This is a genomic window from Pseudanabaena sp. lw0831, from assembly GCF_016584665.1.
Lineage (GTDB): Bacteria > Cyanobacteriota > Cyanobacteriia > Pseudanabaenales > Pseudanabaenaceae > Pseudanabaena.
Window position 1 is genome coordinate 30,394 of the sequence record NZ_BBJB01000055.1, and the last position, 21,742, is coordinate 52,135.

The 21,742-nt window shown below is 43.2% G+C and carries 18 protein-coding genes; 12 read left to right on the forward strand and 6 right to left on the reverse strand.

Annotated features, from left to right (window positions below; genetic code table 11):
* Positions 1 to 169 precede the first annotated feature (169 nt).
* From APA_RS10145 to APA_RS10155, 3 genes are read right to left on the reverse strand one after another with little or no spacing between them, the layout of a single operon-like run.
* The gene (locus APA_RS10145; protein WP_201322163.1) at positions 170 to 580 is read right to left on the reverse strand and encodes a GUN4 domain-containing protein; all 411 of its coding nucleotides are present in this window, start codon (positions 578 to 580) and stop codon (positions 170 to 172) included.
* Positions 567 to 2,264, reverse strand: coding sequence for a DnaJ C-terminal domain-containing protein (locus APA_RS10150; RefSeq protein WP_201322164.1), 1,698 nt, complete (start codon positions 2,262 to 2,264; stop codon positions 567 to 569). Before APA_RS10150 ends, APA_RS10145 begins: the two co-directional genes overlap by 14 nt.
* Positions 2,265 to 2,268: 4 nt before the next feature.
* On the reverse strand, positions 2,269 to 2,691 hold the full coding sequence (locus tag APA_RS10155) for a hypothetical protein (protein WP_201322165.1): 423 nt from the start codon (positions 2,689 to 2,691) through the stop codon (positions 2,269 to 2,271).
* A 361-nt stretch (positions 2,692 to 3,052) separates the two neighbouring features.
* Here APA_RS10155 and APA_RS10160 point away from each other — a divergent pair, with 361 nt between their 5' ends.
* The 6 genes from APA_RS10160 to APA_RS10185 all read left to right on the forward strand — a co-directional run bounded on the left by APA_RS10160 (position 3,053) and on the right by APA_RS10185 (position 11,324).
* Positions 3,053 to 4,462 (forward strand): trypsin-like peptidase domain-containing protein, encoded by a 1,410-nt coding sequence (locus tag APA_RS10160; protein WP_201322166.1) that lies wholly within the window; start codon positions 3,053 to 3,055, stop codon positions 4,460 to 4,462.
* A gap of 125 nt (positions 4,463 to 4,587) precedes the next feature.
* The gene (locus APA_RS10165) at positions 4,588 to 7,254 is read left to right on the forward strand and encodes a DUF3536 domain-containing protein (RefSeq protein WP_201322167.1); all 2,667 of its coding nucleotides are present in this window, start codon (positions 4,588 to 4,590) and stop codon (positions 7,252 to 7,254) included.
* A gap of 137 nt (positions 7,255 to 7,391) precedes the next feature.
* The gene (nadC, locus tag APA_RS10170) at positions 7,392 to 8,246 is read left to right on the forward strand and encodes a carboxylating nicotinate-nucleotide diphosphorylase (RefSeq protein WP_201322168.1); all 855 of its coding nucleotides are present in this window, start codon (positions 7,392 to 7,394) and stop codon (positions 8,244 to 8,246) included.
* Positions 8,247 to 8,397: 151 nt separating this feature from the next.
* Complete coding sequence (locus APA_RS10175; RefSeq protein ID WP_201322169.1) at positions 8,398 to 8,877, forward strand: DUF29 domain-containing protein; 480 nt, start codon at positions 8,398 to 8,400, stop codon at positions 8,875 to 8,877.
* Positions 8,878 to 8,889: 12 nt separating this feature from the next.
* Positions 8,890 to 10,491 (forward strand): Hsp70 family protein, encoded by a 1,602-nt coding sequence (locus APA_RS10180; protein WP_201322170.1) that lies wholly within the window; start codon positions 8,890 to 8,892, stop codon positions 10,489 to 10,491.
* Positions 10,492 to 10,658: 167 nt separating this feature from the next.
* Positions 10,659 to 11,324 carry a DUF4033 domain-containing protein gene (locus APA_RS10185; RefSeq protein WP_201322171.1) on the forward strand — a complete coding sequence of 222 codons (666 nt, stop codon included), beginning with the start codon at positions 10,659 to 10,661 and terminating at the stop codon, positions 11,322 to 11,324.
* Between the two features lie 36 nt (positions 11,325 to 11,360).
* On the opposite strand, the gene APA_RS10190 is transcribed toward APA_RS10185, so the two are convergent.
* Positions 11,361 to 12,896 carry a YcjF family protein gene (locus tag APA_RS10190; RefSeq protein ID WP_201322172.1) on the reverse strand — a complete coding sequence of 512 codons (1,536 nt, stop codon included), beginning with the start codon at positions 12,894 to 12,896 and terminating at the stop codon, positions 11,361 to 11,363.
* 4 nt (positions 12,897 to 12,900) lie between these two features.
* On the reverse strand, positions 12,901 to 15,822 hold the full coding sequence (locus APA_RS10195; RefSeq protein WP_201322173.1) for a cation-translocating P-type ATPase: 2,922 nt from the start codon (positions 15,820 to 15,822) through the stop codon (positions 12,901 to 12,903).
* A gap of 116 nt (positions 15,823 to 15,938) precedes the next feature.
* Here APA_RS10195 and hisB point away from each other — a divergent pair, with 116 nt between their 5' ends.
* The 6 genes from hisB (at position 15,939) to APA_RS10225 (ending at position 20,656) form a co-directional block, all read left to right on the forward strand.
* The gene (gene hisB / locus APA_RS10200) at positions 15,939 to 16,541 is read left to right on the forward strand and encodes an imidazoleglycerol-phosphate dehydratase HisB (protein WP_201322174.1); all 603 of its coding nucleotides are present in this window, start codon (positions 15,939 to 15,941) and stop codon (positions 16,539 to 16,541) included.
* 53 nt (positions 16,542 to 16,594) lie between these two features.
* Positions 16,595 to 17,368 (forward strand): hypothetical protein, encoded by a 774-nt coding sequence (locus APA_RS10205; protein ID WP_201322175.1) that lies wholly within the window; start codon positions 16,595 to 16,597, stop codon positions 17,366 to 17,368.
* 296 nt (positions 17,369 to 17,664) lie between these two features.
* Positions 17,665 to 18,792 (forward strand): J domain-containing protein, encoded by a 1,128-nt coding sequence (locus tag APA_RS10210; RefSeq protein WP_201322176.1) that lies wholly within the window; start codon positions 17,665 to 17,667, stop codon positions 18,790 to 18,792.
* A 165-nt stretch (positions 18,793 to 18,957) separates the two neighbouring features.
* A complete protein-coding gene (locus APA_RS10215) occupies positions 18,958 to 19,158 on the forward strand; it encodes an NAD(P)H dehydrogenase subunit NdhS (RefSeq protein WP_374101353.1) in 201 nt (66 codons plus the stop codon).
* Between the two features lie 2 nt (positions 19,159 to 19,160).
* Positions 19,161 to 19,721 carry an OmpA family protein gene (locus APA_RS10220; protein WP_201322178.1) on the forward strand — a complete coding sequence of 187 codons (561 nt, stop codon included), beginning with the start codon at positions 19,161 to 19,163 and terminating at the stop codon, positions 19,719 to 19,721.
* Positions 19,722 to 19,723: 2 nt separating this feature from the next.
* Positions 19,724 to 20,656 (forward strand): ribonuclease Z, encoded by a 933-nt coding sequence (locus APA_RS10225; RefSeq protein WP_201322179.1) that lies wholly within the window; start codon positions 19,724 to 19,726, stop codon positions 20,654 to 20,656.
* Between the two features lie 135 nt (positions 20,657 to 20,791).
* On the opposite strand, the gene APA_RS10230 is transcribed toward APA_RS10225, so the two are convergent.
* Positions 20,792 to 21,685 (reverse strand): Rpn family recombination-promoting nuclease/putative transposase, encoded by an 894-nt coding sequence (locus APA_RS10230; RefSeq protein ID WP_236579494.1) that lies wholly within the window; start codon positions 21,683 to 21,685, stop codon positions 20,792 to 20,794.
* Positions 21,686 to 21,742: the final 57 nt, after the last annotated feature.

Here is a 21,742-nt window from a genome sequence, read left to right on the forward strand (position 1 = left end):
AGAAAAAGTCGGAGATCTTGGCTTCCTGCCATTAACCAATAACATCAGAAAAATTTTTCCTTTTTCCCTTTTCCTTGATCTGACAGGTAACAAAAGTGCTGGAAGCCTGATTATGCCATAGAAATGAGCTTGTAACAAAGGCTTAACATTGACTTGTAATGCTTATCCGTTAAAGCCTACAAGTCTCGATGCGAGAAAAGACATGATTAAAATTCTGTCTCTTTGTTGGGTAGCTCACATATCCATCCTTTTTCCATGCTGTGCGATCACAGAATTTATCCCAGGTCATATGACTAGGATAACTAAAATCCAGCTTACCACCACACTCGACATAAATATCCCTCTGAACGCTAAAGCCATAGAGACCATTGCTGTAATACACCCATAACTGGTCAATCGTCCACAAATCTTTACAAGGAAAAATCTTGATTGAATCCACATCTAGATAACCTTGACTTTCTCGATTCGCAACCTTCAGCATATGTTTAGCCATCAGTTCATCTGCCTTCCGCCACTCCTTCGCCTTCAGTAACTTCTCAAGTTCACTGTAGTCAATTCCCTTCGTACTAAGCAATTCCACAGTTTTTTTCGACTTGTTCGGTTGGTATGGAAACAGGTGTTACCGACTGAATGTTAACAGTAACTAAATGATCGCCTCGTTCTATTGGATTGTCTAGCTTCGGAACTCCGCGCCCTCTTAAACGCAGAACTACACCACTCTTAGTTTTGGGTGAAATGGTTAGTAAAACAGAACCATCTATAGTATCTATATTTAGTTGACAACCTGAAAATGCCTGTGCTTGGTTTATTTCAATTGTTGACCTGATATTAATACCATCTCTCTTAAACTTATTATCACTTTCAACAAATAAATAGACATACAAATCACCGACTGTACCACAATAAGCTCCAGTATCGCCTTCATTCTGAACTCGCAAACGAGTTCCAGTATCTACTCCTGCTGGAATAGTAACCATTAATTTTTTAGTAACTTGAACGAGACTTAACCCATCACAAGTTGTGCAAAAATTTCTGTTCAACAAAATGTTCTTAATACCGCTTCCTCCACAATCACAGCACTTTTCTATATGGGAAATTTTAATTGTTTTTTGCCCGCCGAATAAGGCTTCTCGAAAACTCAAACGTAAATCAAACCTTAAGTCTTCTCCTCTTTGAGGACTTCTCTCGATTTCAGGCGCAGGTGATGCTGCTACCGTCGGTACTGACGGTGTTTTACCGATAGACTCTCTCTTGAATTCGCTAGGAACAGAAGGTGGAGAAACTGGCAACGCTGAAGGTGTTTTACTACCCTGATTCTGATGGTTAACTTGATTATTCGGTTGTGACTTAGGTGAGGACTGCTTATTAGCCAAACGCTGAAAAGCATTAATTGCTTGCATATCCGTCCCACCCGCAGCCACATTCACCCGCATCCATAACTGAAAAGCCAACCTAAAATCGCCTTCTGCTTCCGCATGGAGCGCGTCAACCTTGAGCAATGTAATATCCGTCAGATTGGCAAACTTCGGCAACAAAATATAATGTAATTTCGTGGCAGGTTCGATGACAGCGTAAGGCGTTTGCCGATAGCCATTTTTATAATGTTGAGTCAGACTCGGTACGCGATTGCGCAGATATTGATAAAATCGCTCCACCGTCGCACAGTTTCCCTCACCCTGAATCCGCAACGCCTCTAGCAACACATTCGTAAAAGCCCCCTGCTGAAGAGTCTCGATCTCATAGGAAACCTGTGACGGACTGCAAGAAAAGAACGTAATTACACCCTGCTGCTTCTCTTCCCCCACACCCATACCCGCATTTTTTGCGCCATCATTACGACAAGCATCAATCAACATCACCACATTATCCGCACCACTCCGCCGCAATCTCTCTGTTACATAGCTAATTGGAATTGCAGTTTTAGTAGTGCGCGGATTGCCATCACTCGGCAACAGATAATCCTTCCCTTCGCAATGCATTCCATGCCCACTAAAGTAAAACCATAACGTGTCACCTGCTTCTAAAAATGACGATTCAAAGCGATCAGTCAAGAAAGAATCGAGCGTGCCATAGGTCGGTTGTGTTTTACGGTTCTGAGCATTGCGTTGTGAATCATCGGTAAAGAAGTAGAGATCGTTGGCATTTATAGCCAAATCTTGCCTGAAATAATCACGCATTCTTTCAGCATCACCCTTGGCAAAATTCAAAGGCGAAATTTCATCGTAATCATTAATCCCGACAATTACCGCGCAATTTCTCGCCATACCTTTAAACTGTCTCCGAAGCCTTAGAAACCTTGGGCAACTCTGCCCGTTTAAATTTTAACTCGATCGCCCCTTTTCCAGATGTCTCGATACCAGTACCTAGCAGCTTAATTTCACCCTTACCCGAAATCTCCACCGCCAACTTAATCTCATCCAGTTGCAACCCTGCTAGCGGATCGATTTGTTTTTGAGCATCAGCAAAGACTCGACCGATGATCCTCACAAACTGCGACATTTGCGTTGCAAGTGTCACGGCTTTAACGCGACTCTCTTTAAGTTCTTCTCCTGAAACTGATGCTGTAGATGAACCGTAAGGATTATTACCTTTACCGCCAGCTTTCTGACCTGTTTCCGTAGATTGTGAGCGATCTTTGGGTTCACTCGTGACGATCCACAATTCCTCATCACCCCAATTTGATTCCTGCATTTTTGCCTCTAGACATCATATTTCTAGCAATTATGTATTATTTTCTCACATTTGATAAGTAATCCAAGCAGGCGATCGGATTGAAAAACAGCAGCCCACATAAATCTAAATTCTCAAGATAGGAGCTGCATCTCCCAGCCAGCTCAGCCGCTCTAGCAGTAGAATTGATATCTTTACTCTGCGTAACATGAGTTAATCAATTGCTCTCTAAATGCTGAAAATCCTAAAATTAGTTTCATAATGAGAGTTGTTGAGTAAAGCAACTTTATGCACTCAAAATACTTCTAACATTGTGTGAGTTTGATTTTGCAGAATTTGCTCCACTTAAACTAAATGATCGATCGCGACTGAGGATGGTTTTGTGAAACAAGGATTAATTAAATTTTTGGCAGTTAGCCTAATATTATGCGGTGGTATAAGCACGATCGCTACTTTTCCTTTGGTCGCGCCACCCCCTGTAAATGCCCAAGATGAAGATACAAATATCCGTGTCTACAAACAAGCTAGCCCCGCAGTCGTATCGATCCAGTCCCGCATTGGCAATGGCAGTGGATCAATTATTGATCCCAAGGGCTTGGTTTTGACTAATGCCCATGTGGTGCGTGGATCAACCACAGTAAATGTGATCCTGAGCGATAAGCGTCAATTTCGCGGGGTGGTCATTGCTAGCAGTCGCAATCCCGATCTTGCCATGATCAGACTAGAGGGCGTAACCACAAACCTACCGACAATTCAAATTGCATCTTCTAGTGGAATCCAAGTGGGGCAAAGAGCTTTTGCGATCGGTAATCCATTCGGACGGTTTGCAGGAACATTGACCACAGGGATCATTAGTCGCATTGATAGCGATCGCAAATTATTACAAACCGATGCGGCTCTAAACCCTGGGAATTCAGGTGGTCCATTGCTGAATAGTCGTGCCGAACTGGTGGGCGTAAATACTGCCATTTTTACAACTAGCTCTGTCAATAGTGGCATTGGTTTGGCGATCGAGGCTGATACCGTTAAGCAATTTATTGCCGCAGCTCGGCAAGGGACGATCGCGAATAATCCTACTCCTGCTATTGCCAGCCCAAATGTTCTTAATCTTGACGGCAATGCGATCGCCTCAGTCTTGACTGCTTCAGACAATACTTTGCCCGATGGCAGCTATTACAAAACCTATCAATTCCAAGGTAAAGCAGGACAATCATTAGTGATTGAGATGCGTGGTAATGGCATTGATCCCTATCTAGTTTTATTTGATGCTACTGGACGTAAAATTGCTGAGGATGATGATGGCGGTGGCGGTAAAAATGCTCGGATTGCGGTTACTTTACCCAGTACTGGTAAATATACGCTCTATGCAAACTCCTATGAAGTAGGGCAAACAGGCTCTTTCACGATCGCAGGTCGGCTGAGTAATAACTTCACTTCTCAATCACCAATCGAATCAACAGATGATCGCCGCATCATTTTGCAGAAAAATGGAATCCTAGGAACTCAGAGTCGAGTCTTTGCCAGAGATGGTAGTCTATTTGATGCTTTTAGTTTTAATGGTCGAGCAGGTCAAGTAGTTCAAATTGAACTTGTCAGTTCTGATTTTCATCCCTATTTAGTTTTATTTGCACCAGATAGCAGAGTATTGCAAGAAAATAATGGGTTACCTAGTCGGAAGAATGCATCAATGACGCTCGAATTACCCTTCACAGGAACTTATCGAACAATCGTTAATGCTTTTGATCCCAATGGCAAGGGCGCATACAAACTGATTGTCAAGCAGGTTAGATAAAAAATGAGAGGCGGCGCTTTGCGCCGCCTCTCATTTTTGGGATTTTATTTTGATACTTGCTTGCGAACCACCGAGTAAATCTGCCAAGATGTAACAAATGTCGTTTTCTTTAAGGGAAAATTTGCGTGACTGTTGCTGCTTCTGTTTCTTCGCCTGATGTTCATATTCCGACCGCTTCGGGAATATATGTTACGATTCACGGTCACTTTTATCAGCCTCCGCGTGAAAACCCTTACCTGAACGCGATCGAGCGGCAAGAAAGCGCGGCTCCTTTTCATGACTGGAATGCGCGGATTCACCATGAATGCTATCGCCCCAACGCATTCTCTCGGATCGAGCGCCATGACGGCAAGATTGTTAAGATCGTAAACAACTATGAGTACATGAGTTTCAACATGGGGCCAACACTGCTCTCATGGATGGAATTTCACGATCGCCATACTTATCAAGCAATTTTAGATGCCGATAAACGCAGCGCCGATCGCCTTAACGGTCATGGCAATGCGATCGCACAGGTGTATAACCACATCATCATGCCCTTGGCGAATTGGCGGGACAAATTGACGCAAATTCGTTGGGGCAAAGAAGATTTTAAGGCAAGATTTGGTCGCGAGACTGAAGGGATGTGGTTGGCTGAGACTGCCGTAGACTATGAAACCCTTGAAGCTTTGGTCTTAGAGGGGATCAAGTTTATTATTCTTGCGCCATCACAGGCCCAGCGCTGTCGCCCCAAACCTACTGAAAACAACCCTAACCCTGCATGGCAAGAAGTCGGCGGAGCACAGATTGATCCCAATCGTCCTTATCGTTGCTATTTGCGCCGTCATAATACCAATAACAGCAATGTATCGGAACTTGGTCAGTATCATTTGCCTGCGGATACTGATGCTTTTATCGATGTGTTTTTCTATGATGGACCGATCTCTCGTGATATGGGTTTTGGGGATCTCTTAGGTAGTTCTCATAATTTTGCTAAGCGTCTCAGTCAAGCAGTACGAGGAGATCATCGTCCGCATCAGATAGTTTCAGTGGCAACCGATGGTGAAACCTTTGGACATCATAAGCACTTTACCGAGAAAACCCTTTCCTATGCCTTTGTAGAAGAATTTCCTAAGCGCGGCTGGAATGTCACCAATTATGCTCATTATTTAAGTCTTTTCCCACCACAATGGGAAGCAGAGCTAAAATCTGTAACTGCTTGGAGTTGCGCACATGGGGTCGATCGCTGGCAAGGTGGCTGTACATGTGGTGAAGGATCTGGCTATCAACAACTTTGGCGACGACCACTGCGCGATAGTCTCAACTGGCTACGCGATCGCCTAGCTGCTGTTTATGTAGATATCGGGCGCAAATATTTTAACGACCCTTGGGAAGCACGCGATCGCTATATTGACGTACTACAATATTCTCTGCGCGATGACATTTCTGAGCATTCTCCAGTTTTAGAGGAATTTTTTGAGCAGCAATCTGGGAACAAAGTATCAACATCGGCTCAGAGAGTTGATGCTCTCAGGTTGTTGGAAATGCAACGCCATGCCTTGCTCATGTTTACCAGTTGCGGTTGGTTTTTTGAAGAATTATCACGACCTGAAACCGTGCAGATTTTGCGCTATGCAGCCAGAGCGATCGAACTAGCGGCCGATGTTGCAGGTGTATTGCTAGAGGATGAGTTTATTCATCGCATGGCAAAAGCATCCAGCAATCTCGTTGAATTTAAAGATGGTGAAGGGGTCTTTCGACATCAAGTGGTGACTAATCGCATTACCCTCGCTCAAGTTGCGGCCCAATATGCCCTGAGTTCAACTCTGGGTAACTATGCGCGATCGCAACAAATCTATTGCTACCAAATCCAACAACAGGATTATCAACTGCAACGGATTGGCTCAATGTCCTTAGCGATCGGGCAAATTCAATTAGTTTCTGGGATCACACAAGAATCTGTAAATTATATTTTTGCAGTACTGCACCTTGGCGGTGATGACTTCCATTGCTGTATCCAACCCTTCACAGGAAGACGTGAATACGAGGAGATCAAAGCAACTTTATTTAAGGTTCTCAAACAAGCGAATACGGCGGCTGTAATTCTGGCGATGGCTAGCAATTTTAGTGGCGAACAGTTCAATCTGCATCATCTCTTTGCCGAAGAGCGCCATCGGATTTTGCGAATGCTCGCCGATGAGACATTGACCAGACTCGATCAGTTGTACGAACAAGTTTATCGTGATAATTATGGAATCCTGATCTCATTCCGTCGGGACGATCTGCAAGTACCGCGTGAACTGCAAGTCGCGGCGGAGATTGTGCTAAACAATCGCCTCACCGAGGAACTCAAGCGCTTAGAAACTGGCGAATCACTCCCGAATGTGGGATTAGATGCTGTAGCGATCGAGGCGCTTAATTTGGGCTGTAAGTTTACCCATGAAGAAGATGCCGAAATTCTCGAAAATTATATTTTGAGTCAAATCCAGCAACTTTCGCAGCCGCAAGATATTGACGAGAAATCACTATTTAGCTATCTCAATCAAATTGAGCAATCATTAATCATTAGCGATCGCCTAGATCTGGAGTTAGACCTTGATCTTTCTCAAGAGGCTTTCCTCAACTATCTATCGTCACGGATTGCCCCTAAGTGTGTACTTGCTAGACAGATTCTCGATTTGGAATCTGTACAAAAGCAACCAATTCATATAGAGGTCAATCTTTGCGAAAGTATTTCTAATTTGGAGCTACATCAGTTAATTGATACAGCTAGTAAATTAGGTATTGCCACCGAAGCTTGGCTTCGGGCTTAGATTGCTTGAGATCCCCCCCAGCCCCCCTTGTAAAGGGGGGAGAATTAAATATTATATTCTTCCCCCTTTACAAGGGGGATTGAGGGAGATCTCTTAGAACTTTCAATCTATTTCAATCATTTAAAAATATCTAAATAATGCTTCCTCCTTTTATTGTTTTAGATCCAATTATTGAAGACTGGTTACGCGAAGATATCGGGCGTGGCGATCGCAGCACTAGTGGTTTATTCCCAGATGGTAATTCTCCTATCGGCAAAGCTGTATGGATTGCCAAAGCTGATGGTGCGATCGCAGGATTAGCGATCGCGGCAAGAGTATTTTATTTGCTAGATCAATCAGTAAATTTCGTAGCGATCGCGCAGGATGGTAAACCTGTGAAATCAGGTGAACTCATCGCCGAAATTACTGGCAGTCTCGCCACATTACTGATGGGTGAGAGGGTTGCGCTCAATTTGGTGATGCGATTATCGGGAATTGCTAGCTCTACGGCGGAATATGTCAAGGCGATCGGTAGCACGAAGGCGCATCTAGTTGACACCCGCAAAACTATTCCAGGAATGCGAATCTTAGAAAAATATGCCACATTTATCAGTGGTGCGATCAATCATCGCTATGGCTTGGATGATGCGGTGATGCTTAAGGATAATCACATTGCGGCGGCTGGCGGTATTACAGAAGCAGTACTGCGAGTACGCGAAAATATTCCATTTACCACATCGATTGAAGTAGAAACTGAGTCAATCTCTCAAGTAAAGGAAGCAGTGCAACTAGATCTTGATGTGATCATGCTCGATAATATGCCATTAGAAATGATGCGTGAGGCGATCGCCATCATCCGCCAAAATAGCCCACACACAAAAATTGAAGCTTCTGGCAATATTACGCTCAATACCATAGCTCAAGTTGCAAATCTAGGTGTAGATTATATTTCTACTTCGGCAATGGTGACGCGATCGCATTGGCTAGATATCAGTATGCGAATTAGATCCTAGCCAATCCTTCAACTATACTAAGTAGGTAGGCACAATTAAATATAAAACCCAAAAAGCTGATTTGCCCGCTTCGCGGGCAAATCAGCTTTTTGGGTTTTGATTTTTATTAAGCCAAGGTACTTAGACATAAGTAAACACAGGAGCGCCAGCCATGAGCCTTACATTCGCCGATGCAGTCTTACAAACATTACCCACAGAAAATAGTGATATCTATAATCGTGACTATTGTTTGTGGGTTGAGTTGATGATGCAGCTTTTGCGAGAAGGTAGATTGCATGAAATTGATATTCCTAATCTATTAGAAGAACTTGATGATATGAGTGGGAGTCAAAGAGATGCGCTTGAAAGTAATTTAGAAATAATTTTGATGCATTTATTAAAATATTGCTATCAGCCACAGTTGCGATCGCGCAGTTGGCTATCAACCATATTTGAACATCGCAACCGTTTAAAAAAAGCTTTTAAACGCAGTCCTAGTCTGCAACGATACTATCAAGAAGTATTTCTAGAGTGCTATCAAACTGCTAGAAAAATGGCATCTATCGAGACGGGATTACCCATATCGGATTTTCCTGAAATTAGCCAATTTACATCAGAACAAGTTTTAGATATAGATTATTTGCCAGATTAAAATAAAAAGATAATGGAGTATGCGATCGATTTCGGGACTAGTAATACTGTTGTTGCGAGAATTAGTGAAAATGGGGAACCTGAGACCGTCAACATATCTGACTATAGCAGCCTCATTGCTGACAATCCGCCATTGATTCCTAGCTTTGTATACGTACAAGATGCTGCCAAAGAGCAGGTGCTAATTGGTCAAGAGGTATGCGATCGCGGTTTAGACAACAAAAATAATAGAGGTGAGCAGCGATTTTTTAAAGCTTTTAAAAGGGCGATCGGTTCCAATGTGTCTATGTTTGTGCCAGAAGTGGATGGGCGCGAAATAGAATTTGAACTAGTGGGAGAATGGTTCTTAAAAAGAATTATTGATCGCTTACCCGATGTTGACTCACTGATTTTTACAGTTCCTGTTGATAGCTTTGAGTCCTATCGTAATTGGCTCGGCGAAGTTTGCGAGAATCTAGCCGTAAATCAGGTGCGAATCCTAGATGAGCCTACTGCGGCTGCTTTGGGCTATGGACTTAAGGTTGGTGATGAAACCATTTTAGTGGTAGATTTTGGCGGTGGCACGTTAGATTTATCTTTAGTGAAATTATCTTTTGCACAACTACAAACGGAATCTACCCAACCCAAAACACCTTTAGGTTTCTTATTAAAATGGGGCGATCGCACAGTTAAGAATAAACCTTTAACTAATAATCAAAGTTCACAAACCGCTAAAGTCCTCGCTAAAACTGGACAAAATCTTGGTGGTATTGATATTGATAATTGGATCATTGATTACTTCCATTCCTCTTTAGGCTTGCCAAAGAACTCACTAGTAAATCGCTTGGCGGAACGAATTAAGATCGCCCTTTCTAACGCTGAATCATCAACTGAGGTTTATTTTAATGACCAAACCTTTGAATCCTATGAATTAACTTTGACGCGATCGCAGCTAAATCAAATCCTCGAACAGCATAAATTTTTTGTTAATCTCGATAGTGCTCTCGATCGCATTCGCCAACAAGCAACTCGCCAAAATATTGACTTAGATCAAATAGATGCAATTCTCTTGGTAGGCGGTACATCGCAGATTCCTGCTGTCAAGGAATGGGCTTTGCGACATTTTCCTGCCGAGAAAGTAAAAGCAAATAAACCCTTTGAGGCGATCTCCCATGGAGCAGTTTCACAGGGATGGGAATTAAAGGACTTTCTCTATCACAGCTATGGTGTGCGCTTTTGGGACAAGCGTTACAAAAAACATAACTGGCATACAATTATTAAATCGGGTGAGACCTATCCATTACTCAAACCAGTAGAACTCACACTCGGTGCATCTGTTGCCGATCAGCCTAGCATTGAGTTAGTTATTGGCGAGTTGGGTGAAACCAACGTAGAAGTTTATTTTGAAGATGACAGACTCGTCACCCGTGTTTTAGATGGGAAACAAGTAGCAGCACAGATTCTCAATGAGAATAGCAAGGCGATCGCGAAGCTTGAACCACTAGGTCAAACAGGCAGCGATCGCATCAAGGTTTTCTTCCAAGTTGACGAAAAGCGCACATTACGGATTACAGTTCTAGATCTGTTAACCAAGCAGAATTTATTAGTAGATATCCCTGTGGTGCAACTTGTATAGTTACAGCAATTTTCGAGCAAATGAACCACAATAAATTTTTTAAAATTGCTGAAAAGCAGCCATTTTAAAAAATTTATTACTTTGGGTTTAAGCGTAGAGCCCTGCATGATTGCAAATTAAGTTAAGATCGTTATAGAAAATCTTGGTCGTCTGATTTAAAGGAATCTATGCAGCCTAAAGCCCTACAAACTATTGCTAAAGATGAATACAAGGACAATTTAGTTGATCGCATGTTTATCTGGCTATTTTCCTACAAGATGACGCAGGCTCTGGGCAAGGGAACTGAAATCGGCGGCTATGATGGCTTTGTCGATTTGTCAAAACAAATTATGCAGGGGCGTAATGCTAGAGAACAGCAAGTAATTGTGGCAAAAGTACTGCAATCTTTAGTGCCATCACCAGCGCTCTGGGCAATTCGGACATTTACCTCTCCTACAAGGCTAGTATGCGTTCTTAATGCATGGTTTGCAGCCAAACTGTTTGGGTGGTTAGTAGGACCTTGTGAGGTCGAGGAAGCTGAGATAAATCTGGAAGATGGCACAGTGCGATCGCAGCCTTCTGCTGTGTATATTAAAAAATGTCGTTATCTGGTCGATAGTGGCTGTGTTGGCATGTGTGTCAATATGTGTAAAGTTCCTACTCAAGAATTTTTTACTGAGAAGTTTGGGATTCCACTCACCATGACCCCAAACTTTGAAGATCTCAGTTGCAAAATGATTTTTGGTCAAATTCCTCTCGCTCCAGAAGCCGATCCTGACCATAACCAGCCATGTTTAAAGCAACAATGTCCCACCGCAAGTTTTGCTGCCGCCAGTTGTCCTAAGCTAAATTAACGCAAACAATCGTAGATACAACGCTTTGCGTTGTATCTACGATTGTTTGATTAAAACCATCACTCGATTAACAGCATCTTGGACAAAAACTTTGAGAAACTCATCACGGCGATTTAGTTGAAACTGACGCTGTACGACCTCGGCAATACCACCATCTCCCCAATCGCGATCGCGACTAAAATATTCGATAAAACTCTTGCCTGCAATGCGCGTGAGATAGGCGGCTGTAACTGATTGAACTGTTGCTTTGAGAACTAGCCCGACTACAGTTACGGAAATTAATGTGGTGATGATTTGGACTATGCCTTTGACTATGCCGAGACTAACTAAAGTACGGGTAAGCGAATTGGCTAATTCTTTACCACGATCAATATTGATTTCGCAGCCATAGACCTTACCAATTTCTATAACCATTTGGGCATTAATTGCGGCTGTAGCCAGAAGATCCACTACAGGTAAAGGCGTAGCGAAAACTACACCAACCACTAACCATTGGAACTTCTCAACTACTTTTTCGGCTTCTGTTTGTTGTTGTTGCGAGAGTGCTTCGCGAGTTGCTTCCGTGAGGCGTTGCGATCGCAATAACACATTATCCGCCACCAGTTCATCGCCTTCATAACTGAGAATATCGAGAGTTCTTACTAAAAGTGGTTGAACTTTGGGTTTGGGAGTGACAAATTCACCAGTTTCGAGGGTAATTGCCGCAGGACTTGCAGCGATCGCAACTACATCTTCGGGGGCGATAAAATCTAGTACTCGCGATCGCAAACTAGTTTGAATAATTTCGCGATCGCTTTTAGTTAGGCGATCAATTTTATTGAAAGCAAGAATTGTGCGCTTGCCGATGTCAGTCAAGGCTTTGAGAACTTCAAATTCCGAACTCCGTAAATCATCATCCACAACAAACACAATCAAATCTGCTTCTGTCGCAATTTTTCGCGCCTCCTTTTCGCGATCGCTACCCAATGCACTAGCTTCTAATATCCCTGGGCAATCAGTAAATTGAATCGGCACTTCTAGACCCTGAAATCTCACAGGTGTATAGACTTTGCCCAGTTGCGTAGTTCCCATGGTCGCGCCGACTTCGCCTTTGCCGGTGACATCTTGAAGCGATAGATCAAGCAATCCATTTACTAATGAAGTTTTACCTGCGGAACCAACTCCAAAAACGACCACGCGCAATTCTTGACGGATGAAGTTCTTTTTGAGTTGTTCGGTTTGCTCAGATAGCGATCGGCGCGTTACCTCATCTTGGATTTGCTCGACCTGTCGCTCTAAGGCTTCGAGGCTGTCTTGAGCCGCTTCGATCTTGTCGGTAGGTGCTTCAGGAATGGGACGAGGTTTAGATGGTTCGGATTGAAATAGGCGCAAATATCGCCAGATGACAAAGAATAATCCTGCTAATAATCCCATCACTAAGAAGACGACAAAGCCACCTAAAATCGGCGAAGAGGCTGCCACGAGTTGATATATTTGAATAATCCGATCGAGTAAGGGAATGACAAACGAAATTACTAGGCCAAAGCAGCCTAAGACAAGTAGCGATCGCAACCAAGGAAATTTTCTTTTCATTGGCTTAGGGCTGAGGTTTTACAGGGGATTTTGAAGGATGAGATTTGCTCCACCACCTTGAGAAAATCTTCTCTAATTCTACCCACAAAACTAATAGCATACTGAATCCAAAGCATAAGCCTAGCTCTGAAGCAGAAAGAGCATCAGTGCCAAAAAATTGTCGTAGGGATGGCACATAGAGCAAAGCAAGTTGTAAAACCGTGGTAAAAATTACGGAAACCAATAGATAAGGATTAGAGATCGGACTTAACTCAATGATTAGTTTGGAATCAGAACGACAGGCTAGTGCATGACCCATTTGAGCAATGCAGAGTGTCGTAAATGTAATCGTCTTCCAATGTTCGTGCCATGAGGGATTACCAGAATTATAGACGAGTTCCATTAAGGCGATTGTTTGTACACCGAAGATAACACCGATTCGCAGAATATACCAACCTAGACCCCTTGCAAAAATATTCTCTTGGGGATGAAAAGGAGGGCGTTCCATGACATCGGCTTCAGCAGGTTCTACTGCAAGCGCTAGGGCCGGCACGCCATCGGTAACTAGATTCATCCACAAAATCTGTAAAGGTGTAAGCGGAACTGCGCCAAAGCCCAGAAATGGAGTGGAGGCGATCGCAATTACTTCACCGACATTACTACCAAGAATATATTTAATAAAGCGGCGAATATTTGCGTAAACCGTCCGTCCTTCCTCGGTTGCTGCCACAATCGTCGCGTAGTTATCATCCAGCAAGATCATGTCGCTTGCCTCTTTAGAAACATCTGTTCCCGTAATTCCCATGGCAATGCCAATGTTTGCTTGTTTTAGGGCAGGCGCATCATTCACCCCATCGCCTGTCATAGCAACTATTTCACCGCTTCGTTGCAGTGCTTGCACGATCCGCAGTTTATGCTCAGGTGAAACTCTTGCATAGACAGCAGTTTGTTGCGCGATCGCTGTTAGTTCATTGTCATCCATTAGTTCAATTTCTTGCCCAGTTAATACGCGATCGCTGTCTGGATAAAAAATATTTAGGTCGCGAGCGATCGCTTGAGCTGTCAGTTGATGATCGCCTGTAATCATCGTCGTATGAATTCCTGCCCGACGACTGATTTGCACGGCCGCCGCCGCTTCCATTCTTAGAGCATCACGAATGCCCGCTAGTCCCAGCCAAACGAGATTCTTCTCTATATCTGCAAGTTCATCTTCTGTTGGTAATTTTTCTAGGGGCAGATAGGCAAATCCTAATACACGCATTCCTTTAGAGGCTAGCAAAGTATTTTGGATATTAACAGATGTTTTATAGGACGTTGTAATTAAACCGATTTGTTTATCTATTTGAATGCGATCGCATTGGCTCAAAACCAACTCAGGTGAACCTTTGCAAAATAGAAAGTAAGGTTTGTTGGGCAATAAAGCGGCAATCATTCGTATAGTTTCAGGTGTATCTTCAGCATCAATATCTTTGATGGCTGCGATCGCACTCATCAGTTTCCGCTCAGGCGTAAAGGGAATCTCGGCAACTCTAGAGAAATATTGCGTAAAGTGTGTCTGCCAAAAATTCGCTTTCCCAGCCAAAGTTAAGAGCGCTCCTTCGGTAGGATCACCAATGATTTTCCATAGTGATTCTGGTGAGCGAATAGGTAAGGGGCTTAAGTCTTTTTTGCCTCGTGGTGATGGGCGATCGCTTATTTGTTCAACGGTTCTTTTTTGTAAATAGGAATCATTACAAATTACGCTTGCTGCTAGTAAAATCTGTAATTCTGCACATTGATAAATATTGAGATCGCTAGCTAGCATATCTCCTGCTAGTCGAGAGAGGGCAAATTCGCCAATTGGTTCATAGCCAGTTCCACTGATTTGAGCTGCATAATTTGTGGTGAAAATATTTTCCGCCACCATTTTGTTCTGGGTCAATGTTCCTGTCTTATCGGAACAAATCATTGTCACCGAACCCAGTGTTTCCACCGCAGGCAATTTGCGAATCAGAGCCTTACGGCGTACCATTCTTTGCGTGCCAAGGGCAAGTGTCACTGTAATCACCGCAGGCAATCCCTCTGGTACAGCAGCAACCGCCATGCTTAAGGATGTATTTAGCAACTTTACAAAGTCACCATTGCGCCATAGTCCTACGGCAATCACAATCGCCACTAGCACCAAAGAAGAAATCACCAATGCTTGGGAAAGTTCGCCCATCCGTTTTTGTAATGGAGTTTCTTCTTGTTCCACATCTTGCAGTAGATTGGCAATCTTTCCCAATTCTGTCTGCATTCCGATTGCCGTGACTAACATCATCCCCCGACCCCGTAATACTTCAGTGCCCTGAAACAGCATATTGCAGCGATCGCCTAAAGATTCATCTTCATCAAATATCTGATCAGCAAACTTATTCACTCCCTGAGATTCACCTGTAAGGGCCCCTTCTCTCACTTTCAGCTTTACTGATTCTATTAACCGCCCATCTGCTGCAATCTGCATCCCCGCATCAACAAACACAATATCCCCAACGACCAGTTCCGCCGATCGGATTTCAGCAACTTTACCCGCACGCAATACCCGCACATTCGGAGTCGCCATGCGTTTTAGGGCTGCTAAGGCTTCCTCCGCACGACTCTCCTGTACATAACCCAAAATGCCATTAAGAATAACGATCGCCGCGATCGCGATCGCATCTTTTGGAAAGCTTCCCACCCGCAAATCTAAACCTGCCGAAACAACTGCCACCCCAATCAGCATCAACAGCATGACGTTAGTAAACTGATCGACAAAAATGCTCAGCTTTGAACGCCCCAACTTGCCATTTAATTCATTGCGTCCATAAGCAGCTTGGCGATCGCTGATCTGCCACGACTCTAAACCCGACTCTGGGTTTGTATCCAAAGCGGCGATCGCTTGATCGATCGTCAGCATGTGCCAAATTTGCTTTGTCGGTAAATTATTCATTGTGTGTTTGCCAACAATTAGGATGCTTGAGCTTTAGTTTAAGCCTATCAGAGTCTGTGATACAGTTGATTTTAAGGTTTACACCTTAAAATCAACTGTATTAATCCTGCTCTGCTATGTCCTACGATACTCCTCGCATTGCCAAAGTCCACCGCAAAACTGGCGAAACCGAAGTCACTGTGACGCTGAATCTTGATGGCACGGGTAAAGGAAATATCAACACTGGTATTCCCTTTCTCGATCACATGCTGCATCAAATTTGCTCTCATGGATTAATCGAGCTCGATGTTCAAGCTACGGGTGACCTGCATATTGATGATCATCACACCAATGAAGATGTGGGGATTGTTTTAGGGCAAGCTCTCGGACAAGCATTAGGCGATCGCAAAGGAATTGCTAGATTTGGGCACTTTGTTGCGCCTCTGGATGAAGCTCTCGTGCAAGTTGCCCTTGATTTTTCGGGTCGTCCCTATTTGGTTTATGGCTTAGTGATTCCCAATCAGCGTGTGGGAACCTATGACACTGAATTAGTTCGCGAATTTTACCAAGCCGTAGTCAATCATGCTCAGATGACACTGCATGTCAGACTGTTAGAAAAAGGTAATTCTCATCATATTATCGAGGCTTCTTTTAAAGCTTTTGCTCGTGCTTTAAGGATGGCAGTAGAAGTCGATCCACGCCGCGTCAGTACAATTCCTAGTTCTAAAGGTGTTTTATAATTACATAAAAGCAACTTTTGGGTACTTTTGTTTAATTCAGCGAAAGGTGTGTTATGTCTGAGACAATTGCTTTGGGCGATCGCATTGAATTTGGCTTTTGGGAAGCAGGCTGTATGATTTGGGTTGGGGCAAAGGATTTTGTCAGCCAAGATTATGACGGCTTTTGTAACTTACTTTGGAATAACGACCAAGAGAAATTAAAAGAAGCCATCCTTGAACAGAAAGCTGTTCTTGCGATGGATCTCTATCAAGATGATGGCTACAATGTCCGAGTCGTTATGGGAGAACTAAACGATCAAGAACGCGAAGAATGGGTAGCGCGAGTTCGATGGCGACTTGATTTATCCTGCGGGCAAATGATCGTTTCAGGAGTCCTTGGGGATACTGATTGTGATGAAATACCAGAAGCAAAGGCGATCGCGGATAGTGATGATTGTTTAGAATGCTACGTGGAAGTACCGCCAAATGAATATCAAGTCGAAGTATATTCCTATGCACCTGGAGATCTTTCGACAGGATGGGGACAAATTGTTAATCCCTCTTTGTTTAAACCAACTGAAGGGATTGAATCAGAAACATTGAAAGCATATTTTGAGCGAACTCGACCTGATACACCCATCCCTGCATGGATTGGATGCGAAATTGAAGAAGATTCAATGCGCAGAAAAAGATATTGTGATGAAGCCTATGCTTCGTCTGATTTCATAGATTTTGTGATTCGACTCTCACCAGTTATTGAAGATTTACCATCACCACAATTAGATACGAGTGGCTGCATAAAATGGGAGTTTCGCAAACCCGAGCGCTGTCCACTCGGCTTAATTTAGTTAGCCTATGGCAGTTGCCATAAAGTATGGAAAATCATTCGATTTTCATTATCACGACTATACAAAGGAAATTGTAATTACCAATCGTTGAAATTCGGAAGCTTCGATCTCTACATTATTTGATTTTATTGGTATAATACCAATTTTCAAAACGGCAATGCCATTTTGAAAATTAAAAACCCTTACTGGGTTTATTTTTTAATTGTCGAAAATGTAGTCATACTTTCGAGAATTAGTATAAGTACTTAGATAAATTCAATCGCCACCATCATTATATATGGGCAAAGCGAGCTAACATGAACCAGCCCAAGGAGCCAAAACTCCAGTTTATCCGCGTTGATCGAGGTATTAGTCAGTTCAATCATGACTACTACGCAGCCTTGGGCTTGCCAATCACCAGCAGTCCCTTTTACATTCGCCATGTTTATTTGAGCATTGCTCGTATATTGCACCCTGATGTGTATGGATTTTCAGATGAAGAAAAAGAAATCGCCACACAATATCTAGCAAAACTGGTTAACCCAGCCTATAACGTCCTAATGAAAGAGGAAGAGCGTAGAGCTTATCAAGGGATATTTAAGCTGCTTGCAAAGCGTTTAATGCAAAAATCGCGCAATGTGCCAATTCATTCCAAGATCGCCTGTGAACTGATGATGACTCCTAATGATGGTCTGTACGAGCGATCAGTTGCCGCGATCGCGAATGTGCAGTATCAATCGATCAAAACTATTCTGGAATATACAGCCCAAATTAGTGAACTAAATCTGGTTTACATTCTCTATAAAGAAGGTTACCAATACGGTGCAGACAACATGCCGCCAGTACTTTCGCCCATGTCACCCATCAAAAGTCCACAACCTTATTCAGCAAACTATCCCACTCCACCCCAAAAAACTAGTTACGCATCCCCACCCCCTCAATACTCAATTTACCAGCCTTCTAGTAGTCGTAAACCCGACTCCGATGAAACTATAATTCAAACCAGAATTGAGGAGCGTGATACTAATGCGATCGGCGATCGCCTCAAAATCTGTGAAATCTATATAAGTCAGGGCGATTGGAAATCAGCTCTTAAGGATTTGCGCGAAATCCTCCAACTGGATAAGAACAATAGTAAATGTCATGCCATGCTCGGTGTGGTTTATAAAAATATCAATCAGCAGCAAATGGCAAAAGTTAGCTTCCAGCGATCGCTTCAGATTAATCCCAAGGAGCCATTGGCACTAAAGCATATCAATGATCTTAGTAAACCAATTCTTAGCCAGACTAACACTAATACCACTAAGAACAATATTAAAAGTGAACCTAAGCCAAATCCTGCAACTACTAAAAAGGCACCTCTTCCACCACCACAAAAACGTGGTTGGCTATCCAATCTGCTTGGATGGGCTTCACCTGATAATCAAGATGACTCGAAGCGCTAATGCTAAAAAAAACAAAGATGAAAGGCGGCGCAGAGCGCCGCCTTTCATCTTTGTTTTTTATGATAAAAATTTGAGTGGCGGGCGAAATACTCAGAGAGACAGCAAAAGATATAGAATGAACCTAGTTAAACGCATAGTAAGGAGTTTTGAGAGAATATGCAGCCAATCATTTTTCCGGGTTCTGCGGTGCGGGTTATCAATGAAGGTGATACCTATTACGGATTTCAAGGACAAGTACAACGGGTGACCGATGAGCGCGTTGCCGTAATTTTTGGTGGCGGTAACTGGGAAAAGATTGTGTCGTTTCGAGCAACGGAGTTAGAACTGATCGATACGACTGTTAGTTCTAAAGCAAAGAAGAAATAACTGTGGAAAATTTACCGACTCCAGATAAGTCAATAGGTAAATCTTCGGGTAAGCCGTCTGGCGATTTGAGACAAACGGGCAGTCCTGCTGTCACCTTTTTGATTCGTAGTGCGGTTTTGGGCGTGAGTGCGATCGCGGGACTAAGTATTGGTTTAGCGATCGCCTTTGTGCGTCCAGATTTAGTATGGCAACCTTCATTTAACTTTTTAAATTACAAAAAGCAGCAATTTACCCTCTCTGCTGATGCTTTGTTTGAGGCAAATAAAGCCAGCATTCGTCCAGAAAGTTTTCGCTTACTAGATGAAGTTGCGGCACAATTGCCATTAGCAAAGGGCAAGAGGGTACGGATTAACGGGCATATGGATGTAAGCAATGTAGGAGATGCGCTAACTCTATCCTATTTACGAGCCTCAGCAGTTAGAGAATATTTAGCAAGACTGCGCGGCGAACAAACCTATTATTGGATGGTAGTTGGCTATGGTGCTAGTCGTCCTTTCGCTAGCAGTGCTGGCGAAAGTAATAGTAAAGGTAATCGCCGCATCGAGATTTTTGTAGATGACTAGATATGCAAATCACCTTTCTCGGTACTAGTTCGGGCGTGCCTACACGCGGGCGCAATGTCTCCAGTGTGGCGGTACGGTTACCTCAACGTGCCGAAGTTTGGCTGCTCGATTGTGGCGAGGCAACCCAGCACCAGTTGTTGCGAAGTGATGTCAAAATTAGCCAAATCACGAAAATTTTCGTCACGCATATGCATGGCGATCACATTTTTGGGTTGCCAGGATTGTTGGCAAGTTGCGGCATGGCGGGGAATGTTAGCCATATTGATATTTATGGTCCATCAGGTTTGGGGGACTATCTCGATGCTTGTCTGCGCTATAGCGAGACGCGCCTCTCCTATTCGATCAAGGTGCATAAGGTCAAAGCAGGGCTAGTTTGTGAAGATTCAGAATTCTATATGATGGCGGCTCCGCTCAAACATAAGGTGACGGCACATGGTTATCGTTTAGTAGAACGCGATCGCGCTGGTAAGTTTGATGTTGATAAAGCGATCTCCATGAATATTCCTCCCGGCCCCATTTTTGGCGAACTGAAACAGGGTAAAACCGTTACGCTTCCCGATGGGCGCAAAATTAATGGAAAAGAATTTTGTGGTGTTCCTCAAATTGGCCGAAAGATTGCCTATTGCACGGATACAATTTTTTGCGATAGTTCAGTAGAACTTGCTCAGAATGCTGATGTACTCATCCATGAGTCCACCTTTGCTCATCAAGATTCTGATATGGCTTTTCAGCGTTTGCATTCCACTAGCACGATGGCAGCACAGGTGGCACTATTGGCTAATGTGAAGCAGCTGATCATGACCCATTTTAGTCCTCGCTATTCCCCTGGCAATCCAATTCTATTGGAAGATTTAGTTAATGAAGCGAGAATGATTTTTGCGAATACCATTCCTGCTTACGACTTCATGACCTATGAGATACCTGTCGCTAATTGATGTGAGTTCAAGATACTTTATCGTTAGTGCCCTATGAGATTGGTCACTCGCTCTTGATTCCTAAAGAAACCTCTAAAAGTGTTGCTTTGCAACACTTTTAGAGGTTTCTTGGTTCGGGTTTGAGCACTGTATCAATCAAGGTTTTTCTAATCGCTTTATTTTTGATGACTTCGGAATCTTTGATGGTTTCGCGGAAAGCTTTTGTAGCTTTTGGACTTGTTTTAGGGTTAGTCCTGTAAATTGGACGACTAAGTCTATAGCAATGTTGGAACGCAGCATATTTAGGGCAATTTGATTGGATGCTTTAGCTAAACCCTTAGCCTCACCTTCAGCGATACCTTCAGCTTTGCCTTCAGCCTTGCCTTCTAACAGTATTTCTTGATAAATCACTGATTCTTTCATGATTTCGCTCCTTAGCAATCTTTGGATGATTTCTTTATTCAGCGCTATACCTGATATTATAGCGGTCGATGCAGCAACGTTACTTTGTACCTGCTTATCTTCGATATTTTCAATTTGATTAGCAACTTGTCTTAAGGTTTCTGCGGGATCATTAGTTTGAGATAGGGTTGCGAAGGGGAAGAGCCCTTGATATTGCTGAAATATTTCTGTTGGTTGTTCCCATAGTCTGATGACGTTGAATTCATGATTGAGTGTACCAATATTAAATTTGGTTTCATGAACTAAGGGTGATTGGCTGGGGGTGAGGTAGATGACGACTTGATGGATTTGTTTATCGGGGAATTTGCGATATAGCCGCAGTCGATAATCTGCCATGCGGAATGGGATGTTTTTATTTGGCTCGGTCTGAAATTCAATGTGAAGGATAATTTCAGTTGATTCGAGAAATATCACGGAGTCGGCACGAATTGGCTCGACTGAGAGTTCAGAGGCTTCGAGTTTGGTTAGGGTAATGGCTTCGCCTAGTAACCAACTGGCAAAGTCTGCGGAAAAACTCTCTGCTAAAAACTTACAGATGTTATCGATACATTGCGGAATTTTACCATCACAACGGCAAGCGATCGCCAATAATAACCTGCAAACTTAAGCGATCGCACTGAATGAAAGAAGAACAATGGACTTAAT

What these genes read in the sequence shown, in the direction of transcription:
- APA_RS10195 (WP_201322173.1), bottom strand. Translation starts at nt 15,822, where the DNA reads ATGAATAATTTACCGACAAAGCAAATTTGGCACATGCTGACGATCGAT.
- APA_RS10205 (WP_201322175.1), top strand. Translation starts at nt 16,595, where the DNA reads ATGTCTGAGACAATTGCTTTGGGCGATCGCATTGAATTTGGCTTTTGG.
- APA_RS10185 (WP_201322171.1), top strand. Translation starts at nt 10,659, where the DNA reads ATGCAGCCTAAAGCCCTACAAACTATTGCTAAAGATGAATACAAGGAC.
- APA_RS10155 (WP_201322165.1), bottom strand. Translation starts at nt 2,691, where the DNA reads ATGCAGGAATCAAATTGGGGTGATGAGGAATTGTGGATCGTCACGAGT.
- nadC (WP_201322168.1), top strand. Translation starts at nt 7,392, where the DNA reads ATGCTTCCTCCTTTTATTGTTTTAGATCCAATTATTGAAGACTGGTTA.
- hisB (WP_201322174.1), top strand. Translation starts at nt 15,939, where the DNA reads ATGTCCTACGATACTCCTCGCATTGCCAAAGTCCACCGCAAAACTGGC.
- APA_RS10175 (WP_201322169.1), top strand. Translation starts at nt 8,398, where the DNA reads ATGAGCCTTACATTCGCCGATGCAGTCTTACAAACATTACCCACAGAA.
- APA_RS10180 (WP_201322170.1), top strand. Translation starts at nt 8,890, where the DNA reads ATGGAGTATGCGATCGATTTCGGGACTAGTAATACTGTTGTTGCGAGA.
- APA_RS10210 (WP_201322176.1), top strand. Translation starts at nt 17,665, where the DNA reads ATGAACCAGCCCAAGGAGCCAAAACTCCAGTTTATCCGCGTTGATCGA.
- APA_RS10190 (WP_201322172.1), bottom strand. Translation starts at nt 12,896, where the DNA reads ATGAAAAGAAAATTTCCTTGGTTGCGATCGCTACTTGTCTTAGGCTGC.
- APA_RS10150 (WP_201322164.1), bottom strand. Translation starts at nt 2,264, where the DNA reads ATGGCGAGAAATTGCGCGGTAATTGTCGGGATTAATGATTACGATGAA.
- APA_RS10225 (WP_201322179.1), top strand. Translation starts at nt 19,724, where the DNA reads ATGCAAATCACCTTTCTCGGTACTAGTTCGGGCGTGCCTACACGCGGG.